This window comes from Nocardia sp. NPDC041819 (assembly GCF_055590505.1).
In genome coordinates this window covers 1,439,333-1,455,676 of the sequence record NZ_JBVJAP010000001.1, presented here as the reverse complement: position 1 = coordinate 1,455,676, position 16,344 = coordinate 1,439,333, and the positions used below count along the sequence as shown (strand labels likewise).

The 16,344-nt window shown below is 67.8% G+C and carries 18 protein-coding genes and 1 pseudogene; 13 read left to right on the top strand and 6 right to left on the bottom strand.

What is annotated here, in order from left to right; all coding sequences use genetic code 11:
* Window positions 1-36: 36 nt before the first annotated feature.
* On the bottom strand, window positions 37-939 hold the full coding sequence (locus ACZ6DL_RS06885) for a helix-turn-helix transcriptional regulator (protein ID WP_466049489.1): 903 nt from the start codon (window positions 937-939) through the stop codon (window positions 37-39).
* A 110-nt stretch (window positions 940-1,049) separates the two neighbouring features.
* Between ACZ6DL_RS06885 and ACZ6DL_RS06880 the strand changes: the two genes are divergently transcribed.
* Complete coding sequence (locus tag ACZ6DL_RS06880) at window positions 1,050-2,405, top strand: hypothetical protein (protein ID WP_466049488.1); 1,356 nt, start codon at window positions 1,050-1,052, stop codon at window positions 2,403-2,405.
* A 551-nt stretch (window positions 2,406-2,956) separates the two neighbouring features.
* Here ACZ6DL_RS06880 and ACZ6DL_RS06875 read toward each other — a convergent pair.
* Window positions 2,957-4,477, bottom strand: coding sequence for a catalase (locus tag ACZ6DL_RS06875; protein ID WP_466049486.1), 1,521 nt, complete (start codon window positions 4,475-4,477; stop codon window positions 2,957-2,959).
* A gap of 633 nt (window positions 4,478-5,110) precedes the next feature.
* Here ACZ6DL_RS06875 and ACZ6DL_RS06870 point away from each other — a divergent pair.
* The 6 genes from ACZ6DL_RS06870 (at window position 5,111) to ACZ6DL_RS06845 (ending at window position 10,793) form a co-directional block, all read left to right on the top strand.
* Window positions 5,111-6,160: a fused (3R)-hydroxyacyl-ACP dehydratase subunits HadA/HadB gene (locus ACZ6DL_RS06870; RefSeq protein ID WP_466049485.1), complete on the top strand. Its 1,050-nt coding sequence runs from the start codon at window positions 5,111-5,113 to the stop codon at window positions 6,158-6,160.
* Between the two features lie 161 nt (window positions 6,161-6,321).
* Window positions 6,322-6,486: a hypothetical protein gene (locus tag ACZ6DL_RS06865; protein ID WP_466049483.1), complete on the top strand. Its 165-nt coding sequence runs from the start codon at window positions 6,322-6,324 to the stop codon at window positions 6,484-6,486.
* 243 nt (window positions 6,487-6,729) lie between these two features.
* Window positions 6,730-7,971 (top strand): PP2C family protein-serine/threonine phosphatase, encoded by a 1,242-nt coding sequence (locus tag ACZ6DL_RS06860; protein WP_466049482.1) that lies wholly within the window; start codon window positions 6,730-6,732, stop codon window positions 7,969-7,971.
* The gene (locus ACZ6DL_RS06855) at window positions 7,968-9,593 is read left to right on the top strand and encodes a sensor histidine kinase (RefSeq protein WP_466049480.1); all 1,626 of its coding nucleotides are present in this window, start codon (window positions 7,968-7,970) and stop codon (window positions 9,591-9,593) included. Before ACZ6DL_RS06860 ends, ACZ6DL_RS06855 begins: the two co-directional genes overlap by 4 nt.
* The gene (locus ACZ6DL_RS06850) at window positions 9,590-10,036 is read left to right on the top strand and encodes a response regulator (RefSeq protein WP_062967578.1); all 447 of its coding nucleotides are present in this window, start codon (window positions 9,590-9,592) and stop codon (window positions 10,034-10,036) included. The genes ACZ6DL_RS06855 and ACZ6DL_RS06850 overlap by 4 nt, the downstream gene beginning before the upstream one ends.
* 337 nt (window positions 10,037-10,373) lie before the next feature.
* Window positions 10,374-10,793, top strand: a complete 420-nt coding sequence (locus ACZ6DL_RS06845) for an ATP-binding protein (RefSeq protein ID WP_466049479.1) — start codon at window positions 10,374-10,376, stop codon at window positions 10,791-10,793.
* A 9-nt stretch (window positions 10,794-10,802) separates the two neighbouring features.
* Here the strand turns inward: ACZ6DL_RS06845 and ACZ6DL_RS06840 are convergent, their stop codons facing one another.
* On the bottom strand, window positions 10,803-11,159 hold the full coding sequence (locus ACZ6DL_RS06840) for a MerR family transcriptional regulator (RefSeq protein ID WP_466049477.1): 357 nt from the start codon (window positions 11,157-11,159) through the stop codon (window positions 10,803-10,805).
* A 144-nt stretch (window positions 11,160-11,303) separates the two neighbouring features.
* Between ACZ6DL_RS06840 and ACZ6DL_RS06835 the strand changes: the two genes are divergently transcribed.
* From ACZ6DL_RS06835 to ACZ6DL_RS06810, 6 genes and pseudogenes are all read left to right on the top strand, one after another.
* Window positions 11,304-11,723: an Hsp20/alpha crystallin family protein gene (locus tag ACZ6DL_RS06835; protein ID WP_466049592.1), complete on the top strand. Its 420-nt coding sequence runs from the start codon at window positions 11,304-11,306 to the stop codon at window positions 11,721-11,723.
* A gap of 116 nt (window positions 11,724-11,839) precedes the next feature.
* A complete protein-coding gene (locus ACZ6DL_RS06830; protein WP_466049475.1) occupies window positions 11,840-11,995 on the top strand; it encodes a hypothetical protein in 156 nt (51 codons plus the stop codon).
* A 16-nt stretch (window positions 11,996-12,011) separates the two neighbouring features.
* Window positions 12,012-12,281 carry a cold-shock protein gene (locus ACZ6DL_RS06825; protein ID WP_466049473.1) on the top strand — a complete coding sequence of 90 codons (270 nt, stop codon included), beginning with the start codon at window positions 12,012-12,014 and terminating at the stop codon, window positions 12,279-12,281.
* Between the two features lie 76 nt (window positions 12,282-12,357).
* Window positions 12,358-12,521: pseudogene (locus ACZ6DL_RS06820) on the top strand (LLM class flavin-dependent oxidoreductase); the annotation flags it as partial.
* Window positions 12,522-12,703: 182 nt separating this feature from the next.
* The gene (locus tag ACZ6DL_RS06815; RefSeq protein ID WP_466049472.1) at window positions 12,704-13,132 is read left to right on the top strand and encodes a Zn-ribbon domain-containing OB-fold protein; all 429 of its coding nucleotides are present in this window, start codon (window positions 12,704-12,706) and stop codon (window positions 13,130-13,132) included.
* A 261-nt stretch (window positions 13,133-13,393) separates the two neighbouring features.
* Window positions 13,394-13,900 carry a hotdog family protein gene (locus ACZ6DL_RS06810; protein WP_466049471.1) on the top strand — a complete coding sequence of 169 codons (507 nt, stop codon included), beginning with the start codon at window positions 13,394-13,396 and terminating at the stop codon, window positions 13,898-13,900.
* On the opposite strand, the gene ACZ6DL_RS06805 is transcribed toward ACZ6DL_RS06810, so the two are convergent.
* The 3 genes from ACZ6DL_RS06805 to ACZ6DL_RS06795 form a co-directional block, all read right to left on the bottom strand.
* Window positions 13,849-14,913 (bottom strand): NAD(P)H-dependent amine dehydrogenase family protein, encoded by a 1,065-nt coding sequence (locus ACZ6DL_RS06805; protein WP_466049469.1) that lies wholly within the window; start codon window positions 14,911-14,913, stop codon window positions 13,849-13,851. The genes ACZ6DL_RS06810 and ACZ6DL_RS06805 overlap by 52 nt on opposite strands.
* 99 nt (window positions 14,914-15,012) lie before the next feature.
* Complete coding sequence (locus tag ACZ6DL_RS06800; protein WP_466049467.1) at window positions 15,013-15,441, bottom strand: DUF427 domain-containing protein; 429 nt, start codon at window positions 15,439-15,441, stop codon at window positions 15,013-15,015.
* A 29-nt stretch (window positions 15,442-15,470) separates the two neighbouring features.
* On the bottom strand, window positions 15,471-16,301 hold the full coding sequence (locus ACZ6DL_RS06795) for an acyl-CoA thioesterase (RefSeq protein WP_466049590.1): 831 nt from the start codon (window positions 16,299-16,301) through the stop codon (window positions 15,471-15,473).
* Between the last annotated feature and the right edge of the window lie 43 nt (window positions 16,302-16,344).

The following is a 16,344-nucleotide window of genomic DNA, read 5'->3' as shown; positions in this document are numbered from 1 at the left end:
GGGCTCCGGCTCGAGCGGGCTCCACGAGCCTGCTACTCAGCCCGCCGCAGCGTGAAACTGCTCCCGATGCTCCGCCCACGGACGCCCCCGCTGCTCCGGACTCATCGCCAACAACTCCCGCAACTTCCCCCACGCCACCTCATCGACCGGCGTATACACCTGCATCCACGCATGCGGCACCGACGGCAACGACATACTCGTCAAAAACATCTCCAACTCCCCCACCGCCAAATTCCGCACCGACTTCGTCCTACTCGCCGGCACCGCCACATCATTCAACGCCCACAACGACGCGAAACTCTCACTCTCAGCACACAACTCCGCAATGAACCCCTCCCACTGCGGATCCCCCAGATTCTTCGCATACGCACCCCGCAAATACCCCACCATCCGCCGCAAATCATCCCAATTATGCCGATACGCGTTACAGCACTCCGGCGTCAAGAACACCCGACGCGCCACATTCCGCTCCCCCGACAGAAACCCAGGACACAACGCCTCATACGACGAATTGTGCGCCAACACGTCATACCGCGCACTCAACACCACACCCGGCAACGGCTCCAAATGATCCAAGATCACCTGCAACTCCTCCGGCAACGCCGACCCCGAAGACACCGAAGGCACCGTCGGCACATCCGCCAACCGATACAAATGCGCCTTCTCCGCCGCATCCAACGACAACGTCCGCGCCACCGCATTCAAAACTTGCACGCTGACATTGATTTCGCGCCCTTGTTCAAGCCACGTGTACCACGTGATCCCTATCCCGGCCAATTGAGCCACTTCTTCCCGGCGAAGGCCCGGGGTACGTCTGCGCGGTCCAGGCGGTAGTCCTACGTCCTCGGGCGAGATCCGGGCTCGACGGGACTTCAGGAAAGCCCCGAGTTCGGCACGCCGGGCCTTGCGGACCGCCTGGACGTCGACAACATCGGTCATCCTGAGATCCTCCCGTACCGTGCCACAGGTATCCAGGTGCTGGTAATACCAGTTTCGAAGGCGGGCCGGGCGGGGATGTTCGGTTCGACTTCACTGGGTACGCCTGTGGAGTGGTGCGACGGAGTGAGATGCTCGAAGGCGTCACGGCGTTCCTGGCCACGGCGGTGGCCGGGCTGCTGCTGGTCGTGCCGCTCAGCTTCGGGCGGACCTGCCGTTGCACGCCTTACCAGGTGAACCGGCTGGTCCTCAGCGTGCCGCGCGAGGCGGCGATCGGGGTGTTGGTCGCTGCGGTGACGGCGGTGGTCGCGGTCAGCCTGGCCCGGCCGCGCACCGCGTGGTGGATCGCGCTGGCGGGGACGCTGCTGCTGTTCATCACGCACACCGTCGAAGCGCACAGCTCTTCGCCCGACATCCTGACGACCACCGCATACCTCGACGCGATCAGCAGCGGAATCCTGCTCGGCGCGACGGGAGTGGCGGTGCTCGGCCGCCGCGTACCCGGGATGGGGTTCGTCGTGGGCGGCGCCGGCTGCTTCGTGGTGATCACGCTCTCGCAGGCGTCGGGACTGCTGGGCAATCCGCACCGGGCGACGTCCGAACCGCGCGTGTGGTCGGTGTTCGGAACGCAGCCGCTCTGGTTGCTCGCGGCGGTCGCCGTGCTCATCCTGGCGTGCCAGCTGGCCACCCGGCAGCGGTTCACGCCGGAACCCATCTACCCGGAGTTGCCACTCAGCCCCGTCGTCGCCGCGATCGTGCTGGTGATGACCGAATTGGCCGTCGCGGAGTGGCGCTTCCGCCACGGCGACGGCAGCATCGGGCTCATCGTGACGGCCGTGTGCACCGTGCTGGCCACGACCGTCGCCGCGTGGCTGCTGCCGCGCCGGGACGGGATCACGATCTTTCTCGCGGTCGCGCTCAGCGCCACCGGCAGCGCGGTGGGCAACGGGCCGCGCCCGGCATGGAGCGTGCCGGTGCTGCTCGGTCTGATCCTGCTGGGCTACCTCGGCGGAATCCGTTGGGCGAGTCCGCTGGTCGGCGCCGGATTGCTCGCCGCTGTCGCGTTGCTGGCCGCCATTGCTCCGGCCGGTGACATGCGCAACCTCGCCACGGCCGCGCTGGCCGTCGTCGCGGGGTACTGCTGCGCTTACGTCCAGCCCCGAACGGCGGGCAGCATCCTCGCGATCGCCATCCTGTGGCGGCCGTCGACCGTGGCGCCCATTCGCACCGAATCCTTCGACTGGACGATGGTCTCGCCGCAGAATCTCGGCGACCGGGGCCCCATCACCGTGGTCTCGGGATCGGCATGGGCGGGGTTCGCCATCGTGGTCAGCTGCGGGATCGGACTCGTACTCCGCGCTTTTCCCAAAGAGAAAGCAGCCTCGGATCTTCGCGATCCGGCCGCCGAGGCGGGAGATACCCACGCTGCAGCGGGGCGGGATGCCCAGAACGTCGGTGACTCGACATGAACGCGTGCGAGGGAGTTACTACGCCGTCCGAGCGGCCGATGCGCGGTGGGGAACCGCTCGACCGAACGGCATCTGGGGAACCGGGGGTGCGGGTGGGGTGAATCGCAGAATCTCGGGGAAACCCCGAAAGCCACCGGGAATGGGGACTTCTACCGGGACGTCGGGTGCGCCGCGCAGGGACGGTTGCGCAGCGGCGGGCGCGGCGGCGAGTACTGCGGTGGCGGCGGCAATCCCGGCTGTCATGACCTGCCACGAACGACGTGACGGGCGTCGAACAGGTCGAGCAGGTCGAACATCGGCCTCGAACGCCATGCTGCGGTCCTCCGATCTACGTCGGCCGGGCCCGGTACGACCCATCCGACGCCACGGGGACGTCACCGAGCCTCGAATTGATTCGAAACACCACGGTGCTTGCGGTCCACTGGATCCGGACTCATGCTCCCGCACTCGATCGAAGTGCGCGCCCCGGACACTCCCGAACCGTATTACGAACCGATAACGTAGCGCGGGCCGAAGCGGCCGGTTCGTGAACCGGCCGCCGACGGCATCCGTCAGGCTTTGACCTGCGCCGACGAGCGGGCCGGGTTGGCTTGGCCGGCCGCCTTGGGATCGCGTTCGTCCTGCTTCGCGCGCACCCCGGCCTCGACCCGGTCGCCGAGGTTCTTGTCGACATTGCGCCAGTACTCGAAGGCGCGTTCGAGCACCGGCGCGGTGACACCGTTCAGCAAGTGTCCGACGATGTTGTCGACCAGCCGCTGGCGAGCCGCGTCGTCGAGCACATCACGGACCAAGGTTCCGGCCTGACCCCAATCGTCGTCGTCCCGGTGCAACGTGTAGGCCGAGCGCACGAGTTCGCCGTCGGTGTGCCAGGTCGCCGGCGGACCCGCGGCCGCGGGATCGGCATGCGGGCCGCCTTTGGAATTCGGCACGTAGACCGGGTCGCCGGGGTTGTGGTGGCGCAGCGCGCCATCCTTGCTGTACGACCGGACAGTGGTGGCGTGCGGCGTATTGACCGGCAACTCTTTGTAGTTGACGCCGATGCGGTACCGGTGTGCGTCGGGGTAGGAGAACCAGCGAGCCATCAGCATCTTGTCCGGGCTGGGGCCGGTGCCGGGCACCGAATTGCTCGGCTCGAATGCCGCCTGTTCGATCTCGGTGTGGTAATCCACCGGATTGCGGTCGAGGGTCATCTTGCCGACGTCGATCAGCGGATAGTCGCCGTGCGGCCACACCTTGGTGAGATCGAAGGGGTTGAACCGGTAGTGCCTCGCCTCGTCGAACGGCATGATCTGCATCTTCAGCGTCCAGCTCGGGAAGTCGCCGCCTTCGATCGATTCCCACAGGTCGCGGGTGTGATAGTCGGTGTCCATCGCCGCCATCTGATCACCTTCGTCCTGGGTGAAGAACTCGATGCCTTGATCGGACTTGAAGTGGTACTTGACCCAGAACCGTTCGCCCGAGGCGTTCACCCACATATAGGTGTGGCTGGAGTAACCGTTCATGTGCCGCCACGTGCGCGGAATGCCACGATCGCCCATCAGCCAGGTCACCTGGTGCGCGGATTCCGGTGACAGCGTCCAGAAGTCCCATTGCATGTCGTGGTCGCGCAGATTGTTGTCGGCGCGGCGCTTCTGGGAACGGATGAAGTCCTGGAACTTCATCGGATCGCGAACGAAGAAGATCGGTGTGTTGTTGGCGACCATGTCGAAGTTGCCCTGCTCGGTATAGAACTTCAGGGCGAACCCACGCGGATCCCGCCAGGTGTCGGGGCTGCCACGCTCGCCGGCGACGGTGGAGAAGCGGGCCAGCATCTCCGTCTTCTTCCCCGGCTGGAAGACGTCGGCCATGGTGTAGGCGCTCACGTCGTTGGTGACCTCGAAGACGCCGAAAGCACCGCCGCCCTTCGCGTGGGGCTGGCGTTCGGGCACGCGTTCCCGGTTGAACACCGCCATCTTCTCGATCAGATACCAGTCCTGCAGCAGGATCGGTCCATCCGGCCCGACGGTCAGCGAGTGCTCGTCGCTGGGAACCGGGATACCGGCGTCGTCGGTGGTGTGGTTCGGAACAGACATCTCTCTCCTCTCCTACAAGCCGCGGGCGGAGGGCCGGCGACGGAACCGTCGGGACGAGGGGCACGAGATCGCGATACCCGGCCGCGAAGTGGCTGCGGCGGTTCGGCCGGAAGCTCTCCGATCGGCGTTACAACCGACCTGCCTGCCGAGGAGCGCGGCCACGACGGGGCCGATTGCCGACCCCATCCCGTCGGTCCTGTCGATCGACTTCCCAGGGGTCCGCTGCTCAAACCGCCGCCGACCGGGGCGGCTGCGCGCGAGAAGGGCGACCGGTTCGACCGCGTCCCCGCCGGAGGATCGGCCGCCGACGATCGGTGCCACGCTCTTCGGCGCACTGGCCTGGTGGACGGCTCGGGGTGCGGACCGCGGGGCGGCGGCATGGCCGCGGCACTGCTGGACCTCGGATACGCGGCATGCCGGGAGCCTGCGGCCGGAACGCCCGACGGCGGCGGCGTGGTGCAGGTGAGCGCCACCAATCGGTGCGCGAGGCCGCAGCCGTGGTGGTGGCCGCCGAGCGGAATCTCTGCTGAGCGGCGGCCGACGCGACCTGGTTCGCGGACGTCGCCTGCCGCGAAACGGCGTGCGATGCGGGCTGACCGGAATTCCGCCGCGCGTTGGGTAGATTCCCCCGCGATGTCCAGACTCCCTGCCCCATCCGGTGCGAACGACGTGACCGATGCCGCGCTTCCCGCCTCGATGGTCGGGCGCCGGTATCGCAGCAGCGATTACTACGAAGTCGGGCGCGAGAAGATCCGTGAGTACGCCCGCGCGGTGCGCAACCACCACCCCGCGCATCGGTCGGAGGAGGCGGCGGCCGATCTCGGCTACAACCGCCTGCTCGCTCCCCCGACCTTCGGCGCGGTGCCGGGGTACCTCGCCTACGCCGAAGCGTTCGAGACGATCCTGCCCGGCTACGACCTGAGCCGGACCATCCAGACCGATCAGATGATCGAATTCCACCGCCCGCTCCAGGCCGGCGACCGGATCGACTTCGAGATGTGCCTGGACTCGTTCCGGCACGCGTTCGGCGGCGACCTCATCGGCCTGCGCCAGACCATTCTGGATCAGGACGACCGGCCTGTCGTCACGTCCCGCACCAGTTTGGTCGGGCGAGCCGACGAGGCTCTCCCGACGTGGTTCGACGCGGTCGTGATGCACGGCGCCCGCCCGGAAGCACGGAAGCAGCGCCGCGCATCCCACCCTCGATATGTCGGGGACGGCAGCGAGCCCGTACGCCGGACGCCGCCCGCACCGGCCGGTCCCCATGTCCGGCCCTTCGACACCGTGAGCCTCGGGGCGGAGCTGCCGCCGCGCGCCCTCACGGTCACCCGGGGCGATCTGGTCAACTACGCCGGAGTCGCGGGAGATCCGAATCCCATCCATTGGAGCACCCCGGCCGCCGCGCTGATGGGGCTGGAGACCGTCGTCGCGCAGGGCATGTTCACCATCGGTCTCAGTGTGGACTTGCTCACCTCCTGGCTGGGCGATCCCGGCGCGCTGCGCTCCTACAACGTGCGCCTGACCAATCCCGTCCACGTCGGCGTGACCGGCGGCCGGATCGAGTTCGCGGGCCGGGTGAAACACCTGGACACGGACACCCGTACCGCCACCATCGCGATCACCGCCGAGCACGACGGACGCAAGATCTTCGGTCGCGCGACGGCCGAGGTCGTCCTCGCGTGACCGCACGCCCCGTCCGCGCCGCACGAATCGATGGGTTTGGCCCGGAGCAGCCGGGGCACGTTGGAGGCGGAGCGCGCGCCCGCCGGGGTCGGCGACGCGAACTCGGCACCCGATCGAGCGGGCAAACGGCCCGCTCGCACCCGAAAGGACCGGTATCTGTCGTGGTTGTGCTTCTTGCTGTGATCGGCTCGGCCTCCCTTGCCGTCATCGCGGTTCATGCCACGGTCGTCGCCCGCAGCTTGGCGGAACTCCGTTCCCCGCGCCGCTGTGGCGCGGTCCGGGAGGCCGAGCGGGACACCGCGCGGCTCACCGGCACCACGGTCTGATCGCCCGCGCCATCCAGTCGGCAGCTACTCCATCCGCGCAGGTCGGCACGGCCATGTCTCGGTCGGATGTCGGATCGGATACGATCTTGACTGTTTCTCGGTCCAGCAAACGGCCGCGGAGACAGTCGGCGTGCGCTGGTGCCGCCCCATGGTGATCGGAGGCCGGGTTGTCGGTGTTCGCCGACGACGGCAATCGTGCTGTCATTCGTTCTGCCACAATCGGACCCGCGACCGGTGGTGTCCGTGCGGCGTGACGGGACAGACGACGATCCCGAGCTGATCGTGGACGCGGATTGGCCGTGGCAGCAACCTTCTGTGCTGCTGATCGAGGACGATCCGGGGGACGCGCTGCTGGTGGAGGAACTGGTCGTGGACGGCGCGCCCGGGTTGCAGTTGCACTGGGTCCGGTCGCTGGCGGAGGCCGCCGAACATCTGGCCACCGCCGAGCCCGACTGTGTGCTGCTGGACCTGCATCTGCCCGATGCCCAAGGGCTCGAGGCGGTAGAACGTATCCGCCGGCACACCGACCAGGTCGCGATCGTGGTGATGACCGGCCTGGATCAGGAGCAGACCGGTTTGGCCGCGGTCGCGGCGGGAGCCCAGGACTACCTGGTCAAAGGTCGGGTCGAGCCCGAGCTGTTCGGGCGTGCTGTGCGTTATGCGATCCAGCGCAAACAAGCCGAGCGCACCAGCGCGGCCTTGCAGGCGATCAATATGCGCGCGCAGGAGAACGCGCGGCTGGAACGCGGCCTGCTGCCCACTCCGCTGCTGCGCGGGAAGCGGGTCGTCGACGTGGTAGCGCGCTACCGTCCCGGCCGGGCCCACGCTCTGCTCGGCGGCGATTTCTACGACGTGGTGCAGGACTCGGACGGCACGGTGCACGCCGTCATCGGTGACGTGTCCGGGCACGGTCCGGACGAGGCGGCGACCGGTGTGGCGTTGCGCCTGGCGTGGCGGACGCTGGTGCTGAGCGGGGTGACCGGGGCGCGGCAGTTGCGGTTGCTCGAACAGGTCCTGCTGGCCGAACGCACCGGCAGGCAGACCTTCGCGACGGTGACCAGCCTGATGTTGCATCCGGGTGAGCGCCGTGCTCAGGTGCTGCGGGCCGGGCACCCGGGGATGTTGCAGCGCTCGGCGTCGGGATTGACCTGGGTCGAGGTGCCCGGCGGGCCTGCCCTCGGCTTCCTGCCCGGTCGCGCCGAGTGGCCCGTGCACGATGTGGACCTGCCGCTGGGCTCCGGGCTGATGGTGTTCACGGACGGACTGTTCGAGGGCAGGGTCGGGACCGACCAGGAACGTCTCGGCGAGGAAGGACTGATGGAGGTCGCCCGCGCCGTCCGGGCCGCGGATCCCGACTGGTTCGTCGACGAGCTGATCGGCCGCGTCGAGGCACTGGCGGGGGCGTCGGGCGGTTTGGACGACGATGTCGCCATCCTGTATCTGGGATGGCACGGCGACGGGCGAGGACAGGACCAGAACCGATGACGACGAAGACCGGGCGGCCGCCCCTGAGCACGCGATTGACCGCCCAGGCCTGGTTTCAGCTGGTGCTCGCATCGATGGTGTTGGTGGTGATCATCGGCACCGTGGCAGGCGCCCAGGTGATCGCACAGACCAACCGGGGGGCCGATCGGTTGCTCGACAAGTCGTTGCCCGCGGCGGCCGAGGCCTACAAGTTGCAGAGTGCCCTGGTAGACCAGGAGACCGGCCTGCGTGGCTACGGCATCACCGGCGACCCGCAGTTCCTGCAGCCCTACCGGGACGGCACCCGCGACGAGGCGCAGTCGGTCGCCCGCTTGCGGGAGCTGCTGGCCGACCGCCAACCGTTGCTCGACGAGCTCGACGCGGTGGAGCAGTCCGCGCAGCGTTGGCGCGCCGAGTACGCCGAGCCGCTGGTAGCGGGATTGACCTCCGGGGCGACCCGCGGCCTCGAGCCTTCCACACCGAGCCGCGGTAAGCCGCTGTTCGACGAACTGCGGACGCGCTTCGAGACCCAGAACAACGGTCTCGAGGCGGCCATCGCGGACGACGAAGAGGAGCTCGCGCACACCCGTACCGTCCGGGACGCCGTGCTGGCCGGAATGGTCATCGCGTTCCTGCTGACCGGTGTGTTGCTGACCGTGTTGGTCCGGCGCTTGATCGCCCGTCCCCTCGGCTCCTTGACGGACGCGTCGCTGCGGGTGGCGGGCGGCGACTTCGATCATCACATCGACGTGCGCGGTCCGGCCGACTTGGCGACCGTCGCGCAGGCTGTGGAGAGCATGCGCCGCCGTATCGTCGCCGAGCTGGAATCCTCGCGCGCTCAGGAAGCCGTGCTCGCCGGGCAGAAGACCGATCTCGACCTGCAAGCCGTGGAACTGCGCCGATCCAACGCGGAGCTGGAGCAATTCGCTTACGTCGCCTCACACGATCTGCAGGAGCCGCTGCGCAAGGTGGCGTCGTTCTGCCAGCTGCTGGAGAAGCGCTACGGCGACAAACTCGACGAGCGCGGTAAGCAGTACATCGACTTCGCCGTCGACGGCGCCAAGCGGATGCAGGTGCTCATCAACGACCTGCTCACCTTCTCCCGGGTGGGTCGCATCACCGACCGCACCGAGCCCACCGGCCTCGGCCAGTCCCTGGACAAGGCGCTGACCAATCTCTCGGCAGCCATCGATGACACCCACACCCGGATCCGGCGCCCGGAGGAGATGCCCGAGATCATCGGCGATCCGACGCTGCTGACGATGCTGTGGCAGAACCTGATCGGCAACGCCATCAAGTTCCGTGAGCCAGATCACTCCCCGGACATCGAGATCACCTGCGAGCCGGGCGAGGACGGCAGCGGCTGGCTGCTGTCGGTCTCCGACAACGGCATCGGGATCGCACCCGAATTCGCCGAGAAGGTGTTCGTCATCTTCCAGCGGCTGCACAATCGTGAGGAGTACAGCGGAACCGGCATCGGGCTGGCTTTGTGCAAGAAGATCGTGGAATATCACGGCGGCCGGATCTGGATCGATACCGATTACTCCACCGGCACCCGCTTCCGCTTCACGCTGCGCACCGCCGACGCCGACACCGCCGCTCGCACCGCCGACATTCCCGCCCCCGAAGGAGCCACCGTATGACCTCCCCCGGCCAGCCGATCGACATCCTGCTCGTCGAGGACGATCCCGGCGACGAGCTGATGACGCGAGAGGCCTTCGAGGACAACAAGATCGGTAACACCCTGCATGTCGCCAGAGACGGCGAGGAGGCGCTCGAGTTCCTCTACCGCCAGGGCCGGTACCCGGACGCGCCGCGGCCGGACCTGATCCTGCTCGACCTGAACCTGCCCAAATACGACGGCAGGCAGGTGCTGGAGAAAATCAAAGCCGACCCCGATCTGGCGCACATTCCGGTGGTCGTGCTGACCACCTCCGCGGCCGAAGAGGACATCCTGCGCAGCTACCGGCTGCACGCGAACGCGTACGTCACCAAGCCGGTCGACCTCGATCAGTTCGTGGCCGCCATCAAGCAGATCGACGACTTCTTCGTCCAGGTCGTCCGGCTGCCGCGCCAAAACCCGTAGCGGCGTTCCCCCTCGATACCCCGCCGGCTTTGCCGGGCTGTGGCACAGCGTTTTACGGATGCCGCACGATGGCCGGGGGCCGGATTCTCTGGGCCGCCACCCGGGATGAATGGCGAATGATCAACTGGGTATAGCCTCGGGGAGCATGGCACACGTACGGCGAACACGGCCGCCGAGCCCGATGACGGTCCACGTGCTCGGCGTGACGGGTACAGCGCACCGATCCCCGACAGGGAGGTAACGAGGTGACGGCGCATCGACGCCCTTGGCACGGCACGACGACGGGACGACCGGACCGCGACAGACGCACTCCGATCCCGTCGGCGGGTGCGCGCCCGTGAGCGCGGGCGAGCGGGTCCCGCTACCCAACGCCGTGACGCCGCTGGAGTTGGATTTCGCTGCCGAGGCGGTGCACTTGGCGACCGTCCGGCATACCCTCCAGGAATGGCTCACCAAGTGCGGGATGGCGGCCGCACCGGCCTACGACGTGCTGCTGGCCGTCGGTGAAGCGTGTACCAACGCCGTCGAACACGGCCATCACGGCGACGGCGGCGTGGTCCGCTTGCGCGCATCGATCGAGGGCGACGAACTCCGGGTGACCATCGCCGACAGCGGCCGATGGAAACAACCCGATCCCCAGGCGGATCCGCTGCGCGGGCGCGGCATGCCGCTGATCCGCGCGCTCATTCCGGACGTCACCGTGACCACCGGCGATTCCGGCACGGTGGTCGATCTGCGCACCTACTTCTCGGAATAGCTTCCGCGCCTATGCCGGGCCGGGCGCGTTGTCCCGCGCGTCCCGCAACCGGACGTTGTCGGCGTGCAGCCGGTCGTTGTCCGCGTGCAGGTCGGCGTTCGCGTCCTCGAGGTCGAGAATGCGGCGGATCCCGGCCAGGTTCACGCCCGTGGCGACCAAGTCGGTGATCCGCCGCAACCGGGCGAGGTCGTTGCCGCTGTAGCGGCGGGTGCCCCCGTCGCTGCGCGCTGGAGTCAGCAACCCGTGACGCTCGTACAGCCTGAGCGTCTGCACGCCGATTCCGGCCAGGCTGGCAGCGACCGAGATCCCGTACACCGCTTGGCCCGGATCCGGCAGATGCCCCGAGTCGCCCCTCTCCCGCGTCATCCATCCTCACTTCGAGTTGCCCAACAGATTTGCTAGTTTAGCGCCTTGCGCTCAACTTCTCTCCCTGCTATAAAAAATCTATGTCAGGTAGCAGAGGTTATCTGGCCCCTACTACGGAGAATGGAGTGAGTGGAGGTGGCGACCATGCTGATGCGCACCGATCCGTTCCGCGATCTGGACCGTCTGACGCAGCAGGTGTTCGGCACGAAGGCGCATCCAGCGGCGATGCCGATGGATGCCTGGCGCGCGGGCGAGGAGTTCGTCGTCGAGTTCGACCTGCCCGGCATCGACCCCGAATCCCTGGACCTGGATATCGAGCGCAATGTGGTGACGGTGCGCGCCCGCCGTCCCGAACTCGACTCGGGCCGTGAGATGATCGCCGCTGAACGTGCCCGCGGCGTGTTCAGCCGTCAACTGTTCCTGGGCGAGAACCTCGACACCGACAAGATTCGCGCCGAATACACCGACGGCGTACTGCGGCTGACGATTCCGGTCGCGGAGAAGGCCAAGCCGCGCAAGATCGAGATCGGTCGCGGCAACGGGCACAAGGCGATCGACGTCTGAGCCTGCCGCGGAGAAGCGGGTCCGGGATCCCGGGCCCGCACCCGGCCGGGAACGCGAAAGGCGTTACCGCACAGAGGTTATCCTTGCGAACGGAACACCTGATGGAGCACCCGATCATGATATCGACCGAACGGCACGACCCGCTGCTCGCAACGGCCGAGTCCGGAACCGAGGTTTCCCCCGAAGCCGCGGTCGTCTGGCCCGACCCCAGCCCGCTGGACGCCTGGTGGCAGCGGATCATGCACGCCGATCCGTTGCCCGACGCCGCGTGACCCGGACCATCCTTTCGTGACCGGCCTTCCCCACCACCGGCCCGCGGCGGATTTCTGGCGCCGCGGCACGGTGGTCTGGTTCAACATCGAGAAGGGCTTCGGATTCCTTCAGCCCGCCGACGATCCCATGCAGGTTTTCGTCGAGTACACCAGTATCGAGACGACCGGATACAAGTCGTTGTACGCCGGCCAGCCCGTCCTCTTCACCGCCACCATGCGCAAGCGCGGCCCCGAAGCCACGGCGGTGCGTCCGCTGCTTCCGGAGGCCCGGCCGCGGTCTCGATGATCGGGACCATCATGACGCCGCCGGCAGCGGCGCGACGACCGCGTGGATCACGATGTGCGCGGCCTGCGGGCAGGCCTACGCGCCGGGGCTCTCCGACCATCCGCGCTCGAGGCGTGGACAACCGCTACCGCGCTGCTCGCCGATACCACGACTCTGCGGGTCGGCGCCCTGGTGCTGTGCAACAACTTCCGGCACCCGGTGCTGCTCGCCCGCATCGCCACCACCCTCGACCTGATCTCCGGGGTGTTTCCGGGCGCCGACCTGCTGGTCGTCGCGACTTGCCACACTCGACCGCGGTGACGATCAGAGGCCGGGGCAGCGAAAAATAGGTATACCCCCGGCCGATCGGCCGTCGTGCGGTGAACCACGCCTACGAGAGGCTGACATGGTCGGTGACATCTGCACGATGATTTCGAGGCTCTATGTACCAGCGCGATCCGAAGCACACCGGAAACGTCGGTGACTCTCCCTCCGCTCGACGAGAGGCAACGCTGATGATCAGGCGTTGCGAATGTTGCGGCCACCTGCTGGCGCCCCTGTTCGACGCGTGTTCGTCCTGCCGATCCGCTGATCTGGCCTGGGTTCCGTGCTCCGGCACCGGATCGGTCGTGTCGTGGCGGGTGTTACAGTGCGCCGCGAATCCACGCGCCGAGGTCGAGCGCTCCACGATCGCCATCGTGGAACTCGATGAAGGTCCGTGGTTGTACACGACGATCCATGGCGAACTGCCGCCCTCTTCCACCGGGCCGGTCCGTGTGCGGTTCCGGGCACGTTCCCGCGGGGACAGATTTCCGGTGTTCGCGGTCAACCGCGAGGCGCTGGCCGCGGACGCCAGTCCTCAACCGGCATAACTCCGGCTTTCGGCACCGCGCTCCCTCGGCTGCGCCGAGCCGTATGCCGTCATCGCCTCCCGCGACACCCTCGACGGCCCACCGGGACATGCTATGTCCGAGATCTTTATTCTCGCATCAGAGAATTAGATTATCCACCGTCCTACGCCACGCTAGCTCGAGCCGTGGCGCCGAGCAGGAGGAAGCCGTAACGAGCAGCCTGGAAGAACGCGGCCGCATTCTGGGGGAACTTGGGTTCGTGAGGCGGGTCGCTCGGTCTTCGTGGCGGAGTTCGGATTCAGCGTCGACGCCGAGCCGATCGCCCTCGGGGCCGCTTCCTTCATGGTGGCGCCTGATCCGGGCGTGCAGCTGCCGCCGCGGCTGAGCGTCGAACTGCCGCCCACGGCGGAGCGGCTGCCGATGCCGTTGGCCGAGCGCGCCGGCTGCCTGCGGGTCGCCCCCGGAACGGTGGTACTGCCGCGGTCGACCGAGGGGCTCAATGCCTCCGACACCATCAACGGTGGCCTGCTCGCTTTGGCCGCGGAGGAGGCGGTGCTCTCGCTCGCCCCCGGCGACAGCCTTGGTTTCCTCGGGCTGCGCTACGTGCTCGGCGCCCGGGTGGGCCCGGTGGTCGCCGACGCGCGGTTGCACGAGGGACTCGGCCGGGCCGAAGTGCGCGACACCGGCAACGACAATCGCCTCACCACGCTGGCCACCTTTTCGGCAGGTGAACGGCCTCAGCCCTGCGGCACCACGCCGCGAGGCAGGATGAGCGCCAAGTCGTTGTAGGTCACGATGCCCGGGGCGGCGGCGACAACGGCGGGAACGGCGTTGATGACCGGCATGGCGGTCATGATGTGCCCGAGGGTCATGAAATCGGCGATCGTCTCGGCCTGGAAATCCGGGGGCGGCAGAAAGCTGACGACGTTCTGCACCGTCGGACGGCCGTCGACTCGCAGCACCCACCCGTCCTGCTCGATCCGCCAATCGGGCTCGAGCGTCTGCCCCTTGCGCCAGCGGACGTTGATCTCGACAAGGGTCCGCTCGCCCGCTCGCCCTTTCCAGCTGGCGTGGACGCCGGCGACACAGCCCGCCGGGATCGTCCAGGACCCCAGATCGAGATCGGCGGTGGTCTGCGCGTACTGCGCGTCACAGCGCACTTCGTCGAGTTCGACACCGAGAGCGTCGCCGATCAGTCGTACGGCCTCACCGAACACGCCGGTGCCGTGCGCGGTCATCGCGGGCAGGGCGGGATCGTCGATCGGCCTGCCGAACCCCACCGGCTTCTCGGTTTCCGGCGAGTCGTAGAACGTGGTGTCGGCGGCCTCGTCGATGGTCACCTTGTCGACCCGGTCGCAGATGCCCGCGGCCACCACTGCCAACAGGTTGATGTACCCCGGGCTGATGCCGGAACCGAACATGGTGGAACCGCCGCGGCGGCATGCCTCGGCGATCCGGTCGCGGCCGTCTCCCTGGTTGTGGCCGGTGATGAACGAAGCGGTCGCGACAACATCGACCCCCGCCGACAGGATGCGGACCAGTTCGTCCACGTCGATCCACATGGGGTTGTAGACCACGCAATCCGGCTTCAGCGCCAGCAGCGCCTCGATGTCGTCGGTGGCCGTGACTCCCAGGGGCTCGATACCGCACAACTCGCCGGCATCGCGCCCCACCTTGTCCGGCGACCAGGCGTAGCAGCCGACGAGTTCGAACAGCGGATTGGCCGCGATGGCCCGCACCGAACTCTTACCGACATTCCCCGTGGTCCATTGAACGACCCTGTACGCAGGTGTGTTTGACACGCGCTCAGCATAGAAGGCGACAGCGCCATCACGAAGTCGAATTCTCAAATTCGAGAACTTTGCTCTCATACTGTCCTGGGCACCGGACCCGTGGCGCGCTCAGGCCGGGGCGGACACTCCCAGGACCGCCGGAGTCGCCACACCGACGCAGACCTGCACCCGGTCCTGATAGAAGGCGACGTGCCCGTGCAGGCGCGCCACTTGGCCGATCGGGTCGTCGTAGCTCCAGCACACGGCGGTGTCGCCATCGCCGTCGAAACGCCAGTAGGTCGCCTGCCCTTTGAACGGGCATCGGCTGCTGCGCGCGTCGTCGCGCCGGAGCGCGACCCGCACGTCCTCACGGGGGAAATAGAACACCAGACCGTGGTCCTGCTCGTCGACGAGCAGGGGCCGCGTCGTCTCGGCGACGAGCCGGTCGCCGAGCCGGGCCGTGACGAGGTTGCGGCGGCAGTGGATGTCGACGCGATAGTCGGGTCTGTCCGCGAAACCGGAGTGTTCGACCTCCGCGGCGGTCCGCTGTTCATCCATCCGACGATTCCTTTCCGAAGCCCGACCGGTCACAGCCGCGCGGCCGCCGGGATCGCGGCGTGTTCCCGGCGCAGCGGGCGGATCATCGCCTCCTGCGTGAACGAGGCGATCAAGCGACCGTCCTCGGTGTGCACCTGGCCGCGGACATACGACATGCCCCCGCCGACCTGCGTGCTCTCGTGGGAGTACAGCAGCCAGCCGTCCCACCCGACCGGCTCGTGGAAACTCACCGTCACGGTCATGACCGCGGTCGAGATGGTGTGGTGCGCCTGGCTGGTGCCAACCCCCGCGTGCGCGCGCATGGTCGCCGAGACCGAGAGGTGACCGGTGAAGTGAGCGAGCAGGGCCTTGGCGAGGTCGTCGCGGACCGGAATCGGCTCGTAGCGCAGCCAGGCGGACAACTCGGGCGGGCCGACCTCCACGGGGTCGTTCACATCGGCGACGCCGACGATCCGCAGCTCGCGGCCCGCCATCGGCATCTCGGCCACGATCGCCTCCTCCGGCCCGGCGACTCGCGGGCGTGGCGCGTGATGCCGGATGACGTCGGCTGCCGGAGTATCGGCCAGGACGGCGACCGACGCGCAGCGGCGACCGTTCTGCTGCACCGCCACCGCCGCCGCGGCCATCGAACGTCCCTCATGGGTCACGTCGACCACGAACTCGAGGGGCTCGTCCGGATCGACGACACGGGTGAAGATGGCGTGCGCCGACCGGATCGATCTGCCGGGCAACCGTTTCGCGACCGCGACGAGGGATTGCGCGAGGAGCTGGGTGCCGTCGACCACCTTGCGCGATCCGCCGTCACTGGCGCCGGTGAAGGTGTTCACGTCGACGGGAACGACATCGAAGATCTCGAGCATCCGCGTCACCGAAGACTCGCCGGGCGCGCCCGTGTCCTCGATG